The 273-nt window shown below is 34.1% G+C and carries 1 protein-coding gene; it reads right to left on the reverse strand.

Annotated features, from left to right (window positions below; genetic code table 11):
• Positions 1 to 198 (reverse strand): DUF6489 family protein (locus Q4563_RS19845; RefSeq protein ID WP_303605742.1); only part of this gene is annotated, 198 nt, incomplete at its 3' end.
• Positions 199 to 273 lie beyond the last annotated feature (75 nt).

Raw genomic sequence — 273 nt, forward strand, 5'->3', positions numbered from 1 at the left:
TTGAAACTTGTTCATCGCTGTCATACTTTCACTGAACAGAGGTTTATATAACGACATGGCATCATAACCTTCCTCGCCTGACTTCATTTTTTCCATCATTTGATGAAACACTTCCTGCTGGAATTCCTGAACATCCGGTAAGCCCATAACACGACGGAATTCTTCAGGCGTTAAATCAAAACTTACATTAATTTTCATATTTTATTCCTTTTGATTCTTATAAATTCTTATAACTTATTAGCTATTCGATTTTTATATTCATTCCTTTCCAGG

The sequence above is a fragment of the Gilvimarinus sp. 1_MG-2023 genome (assembly GCF_030548285.1).